We start from the raw sequence: 4,443 nt of genomic DNA, 5'->3' as shown, positions 1-4,443 counted from the left end.
CCTACACCCGGTCCCCCTACACCCCACACCTCACGTCTTTGTTAAAAACCTACCCCTGTGAGGAGGGGCTGTGGGGAGCATGTCACTTTTGCCGAACAAAAGTACTAAGGTAATAGGTAATGGGTAATAGGTAATAGGTATAGCAGTCGCCAGGGCAGGCGCGGACATGACAAAAGTCTCAAACCTAAGTAAGCGCAAGAGTTTGACTTCTGACTTCTGACTTCTGACTTCTGACTTCTGCTATAACTCAGCATTATTCCAATGCTTACTTGTTTTATTCCAAAGCTGATAGCTGATACGCGACACGCTGATAGCTGATAGCTTACAGAAATGCTATATACTACACCTTAGTTTTTGACAAATGACAAATGACAACTAGCTAATGACAGAAACGGAAAGGGAAACGTCACCTTCTGCGGTAGTCTAGAACAAGTAAATTGATCTGCCTTGTAGAAATTGACAGCCCTATGACCTCTACCGTTACCAGTCCTGCCCGGACAATTCGCATCGGTTCTCGGAAAAGCCAACTTGCTCTGATTCAGACTTACTGGGTACAAGAGCAACTGAAAAAGCATTTTCCAGACCGAGAGTTTGAAGTCCAGACCATGAGTACCCACGGAGATAAAATCCTGGATGTGGCTTTATCTAAGATTGGGGATAAAGGGTTATTCACTAAGGAACTGGAATTGGGAATGCTTAGGGATGAGATTGATTTTGCGGTGCATTCCCTCAAAGACTTGCCGACCAGATTGCCAGAAGGGTTGGTGCTAGGGTGCGTTACGGAACGGGAGAACCCCGCAGATGCTTTAGTAATGCACCAAAAGCACCAAGATAAACAGATAGAAACTTTGCCAGAAGGCTCGATCATTGGAACCTCCTCCCTCAGACGACTGGCTCAGCTGCGCTACCATTTTCCCCATCTGAGTTTTAAAGATGTCAGAGGGAACCTAAACACTAGACTGGCCAAACTGGATGCTGGTGACTACGATGCACTAATTTTAGCAGTAGCTGGGCTAAAACGACTGGACATGAGCGATCGCATTCACCAAATTTTACCACCAGAGATCTCACTCCATGCTGTGGGACAAGGGGCTTTGGGAATTGAATGCCGTGAGGATGATCAAGAAGTCTTAGAACTGCTCAATGCGATCGCACATCCCCCCACTGCTCAACGCTGTTACGCAGAACGGTCATTATTAAGGGAACTCGAAGGTGGCTGTCAAGTTCCGATCGGTGTAGACACTCAGTTGGAAGGCGATACCCTAACCCTAACAGCTATAGTGGCTAGTGTGGATGGGCAAAAACTTGTCAAAGATACCATTCAAGGGGATTCGAGTCAGGCAGAAAATCTGGGAATCGAACTTGCCCAAAAACTCAAACAACAGGGAGCACAAGAGATTTTGGATGAAATTTTGGCTCAAATCGAGCGGGAATAGGAATATAGGAGCTAAACAGTCAATTCAAGTCTGGTTATAAGCGCTATAGATTTTATAATTTTCTTGATTCGCTTTCACTGTAGGAAAAGGTTGTGTAACAGTTATGAAAAATATCCTTTAATCTACCAAAATATTACATATTTTGGTAGATTAAAGGAATGGCACTCGTACCCGAGCTAAGGCGGTCGAACTTACGGGACTCTCAAGGAACACTCTGAGGAAGTATGCAGATAATGGCACAATCAAATGTGAGCGAACGCCAAGCGGAACAAGGTTTTTCGATACAGAAAGCTGGCTCAGTCAAGGTCGAAAACAGTCAAGACAGTCAGCTACCATCTGTTATTGCCGGGTCAGCAGCAGCAAACAATTTGACGACCTCGCCAGACTTGTCGCATATATGCACTCTCTGTTCCCGGAAGCGGAAATCATCTTTGACATCGGTTCAGGACTCAACTACAAAAGATTTGGTCTTAAAGCCATACTGGAGCGACTTATGCGCGGCGATCAACTCACACTTGTTGTTGCCTGTAGAGACCGACTCACCCGATTTGGGTTTGAACTTTTTGAGTACTTGGTTAGAAGTTACCGTAAGAGTAGTGCAGCCTTTATAGTTGGTAAATTATGCAGCATAGGGTAAAGGTTTTGTAGTAAGGCTGCACTACTCTAAGGTTTCATCTCCGGTCAGTCTCAACGGTGGAAAAATCATGGGATCCGACCAACCTGAAAGTTGCCCCGAATCCGAACTTACCGCAGATCTTCTCTCCGGAGACGAAACCTTAGAATAAAGAAGCCTTATTTCATGAGTTTTAACCTTTTTACCCATAGCCTGTCGCCTATAAAGGCTTCTTTATTCTTACGGTAACTTCAAAATCATTCACGTCTTCTCTTGTCGAGTACACAAACTTCGAAAATACGGAGCAAAAATCAAAGAAGATAAGAGTGTTCCTAAACTCTGAACAGCGTGCAATTGTCCGCCACTGGTTTGGAGTGTCCCGTTATGTCTTCAATAAAACCGTCAAAATCCTAGAGAATGGCGAAATCAAGGCAAACTGGAAAGCCATTAAAACTGATATCTTAAATGACCTTCCTGACTGGTGCAAAGCAGTACCTTATCAAATCAAGTCTATAGCGATTAAGAATGCTTGCACCGCCGTTAGGGAGGCCAAGAAAAAGTACAAAAAGACTAGACAAATTAATCGGGTTCGATTCCGTTCTAGGAAAAATCCTGTTCAGTCTTGCTACATTCCTAAATCGGCTGTTTCTGTCAAAGGAATTTACCACACAAAGTTAGGTGCATTGACCTTTGCTGAGACACTTCCTGACAACATTTGTGATTGTAGATTGACTAGCACCAACGGTAACTATTACCTAGTAGTCCCTTACAAAACAGCCCACATTAAAACCGAAAACCAAGGTAGGGTTGTAGCATTAGACCCTGGTGTTAGAACTGTCTTGATGCAGTCGCTCATGGGGGAAACCACGCCAGTTGCTCATGGGGGGAACCCCCAAGACCNCCCCCGCCGTTAGGGAGGCCAAGAAAAAGTACAAAAAGACTAGACAAATTAATCGGGTTCGATTCCGTTCTAGGAAAAATCCTGTTCAGTCTTGCTACATTCCTAAATCGGCTGTTTCTGTCAAAGGAATTTACCACACAAAGTTAGGTGCATTGACCTTTGCTGAGACACTTCCTGACAACATTTGTGATTGTAGATTGACTAGCACCAACGGTAACTATTACCTAGTAGTCCCTTACAAAACAGCCCACATTAAAACCGAAAACCAAGGTAGGGTTGTAGCATTAGACCCTGGTGTTAGAACTGTCTTGATGCAGTCGCTCATGGGGGAAACCACGCCAGTTGCTCATGGGGGGAACCACGGCAGTCGCTCATGGGGGAAACCCCCAAGACCGCGCTGCCTCCCCAAGACCGCACTGGCTCCCCAAGACCGCGCTGCATCGCTTTTTGACATTTTTTAGCCAGACTTCCGTTGGCAAAATAGGACATGGTGACTTTTCTGGGATTCAGCGTCTATGTCAACACTTAGATAATCTGATTTCAAAGATCAGTAAGGCTAAGGGAAAACAAAAATACCGAATGAGAAAAGCCGCCAGAAGGATGGTGATCAGGATTCAGAGCTTAGAGGTTGTCTGAGAAGTCTCATTTGCTACATCCAAGCCCCCGTTGGTCCCCCAATTCTGGGGGACTTTTACAAGCAAATGGACTCTTGTTCCCCCCAAAGTTGGGGGGTTAGGGGGGCAAAATTCAGTATAAAAAACTTTTCAGATATCCTCTTAGTAAATGAACTACATCACAAGGCGGCTAGATTCCTGGTTGACAACTTTGATGTAATATTGCTCCCTACCTTTGAGACGTCTCAGATGTCCAAGAAGCGCAACCGAAAACTTAGATCTAAAACGGTTCGCAATATGCTTTCTTTTGGCCATTATCGGTTCAAAGAGTTTCTAAAACAAAAAGCATCTGAGACCGGAAAGATTGTTGTTGATGTCTGCGAAGCTTATACCAGCAAAACGGTTAGTTGGACGGGCGAGATAGTTAACATTGGCGGCAGCAAGACTATTAAATCGAAAATTGATGGTCAAGTAATGGATTGACCGAAGGTCACGCTTCGCGAACGTGACATCAATGGCGCTCGCGGGATATTCCGTCAGAGCTTTGGTAGATAGTGCGACCCGTTAGCTAGAAACCTTGTCTCAAAAGAGACTCGGGGGAATAGCTGCTTGATTAGGAAACTAATCATGACAACTTGATAACCATGGAGGTGTAAATCCTTCCCTCGTGAAATCCGAGTGACAGCCCTACCCTGATTTGTAGGAAATAACAAGCCTACAGGTTGATGCAAGGGTCGAATAGTAAAGCTACATCAGTCTAGATGGAGTTAACATCAGGCAAAAGGCTCATGGGTACGCAAGGAAGATACGTATGAATCACCGTTAAGGGCAAGTAGCGAAAATAGACTGATACGCTACAAACAAAAAGTTACGGAATAA

At 44.7% G+C, this 4,443-nt stretch carries 3 protein-coding genes and 3 pseudogenes; all 6 read left to right on the top strand.

Annotated features, from left to right (window positions below; translation table 11 throughout):
- The first annotated feature begins 467 nt into the window (after positions 1–467).
- The 6 genes and pseudogenes from hemC (at position 468) to BJP37_RS08775 (ending at position 4,047) form a co-directional block, all read left to right on the top strand.
- Positions 468–1,436: a hydroxymethylbilane synthase gene (gene hemC, locus BJP37_RS08795; protein WP_075898072.1), complete on the top strand. Its 969-nt coding sequence runs from the start codon at positions 468–470 to the stop codon at positions 1,434–1,436.
- Positions 1,437–1,650: 214 nt separating this feature from the next.
- The gene (locus BJP37_RS08790) at positions 1,651–2,073 is read left to right on the top strand and encodes a recombinase family protein (protein WP_229415560.1); all 423 of its coding nucleotides are present in this window, start codon (positions 1,651–1,653) and stop codon (positions 2,071–2,073) included.
- A 212-nt stretch (positions 2,074–2,285) separates the two neighbouring features.
- Positions 2,286–2,891, top strand: a pseudogene (locus tag BJP37_RS08785) (helix-turn-helix domain-containing protein); the annotation flags it as partial.
- Positions 2,892–2,955: 64 nt separating this feature from the next.
- A pseudogene (locus tag BJP37_RS42330) lies at positions 2,956–3,255 on the top strand (RNA-guided endonuclease TnpB family protein); the annotation flags it as partial.
- A 139-nt stretch (positions 3,256–3,394) separates the two neighbouring features.
- Positions 3,395–3,571, top strand: a pseudogene (locus tag BJP37_RS42325) (RNA-guided endonuclease TnpB family protein); the annotation flags it as partial.
- Between the two features lie 80 nt (positions 3,572–3,651).
- Positions 3,652–4,047, top strand: a complete 396-nt coding sequence (locus BJP37_RS08775) for a zinc ribbon domain-containing protein (protein WP_229415249.1) — start codon at positions 3,652–3,654, stop codon at positions 4,045–4,047.
- Positions 4,048–4,443 lie beyond the last annotated feature (396 nt).

The sequence above is a fragment of the Moorena bouillonii PNG genome, from assembly GCF_001942495.1.
GTDB lineage: Bacteria > Cyanobacteriota > Cyanobacteriia > Cyanobacteriales > Coleofasciculaceae > Moorena > Moorena bouillonii.
Note: the sequence above shows the minus strand (reverse complement) of the source record. Positions and strands in the feature narration are given on the sequence as shown.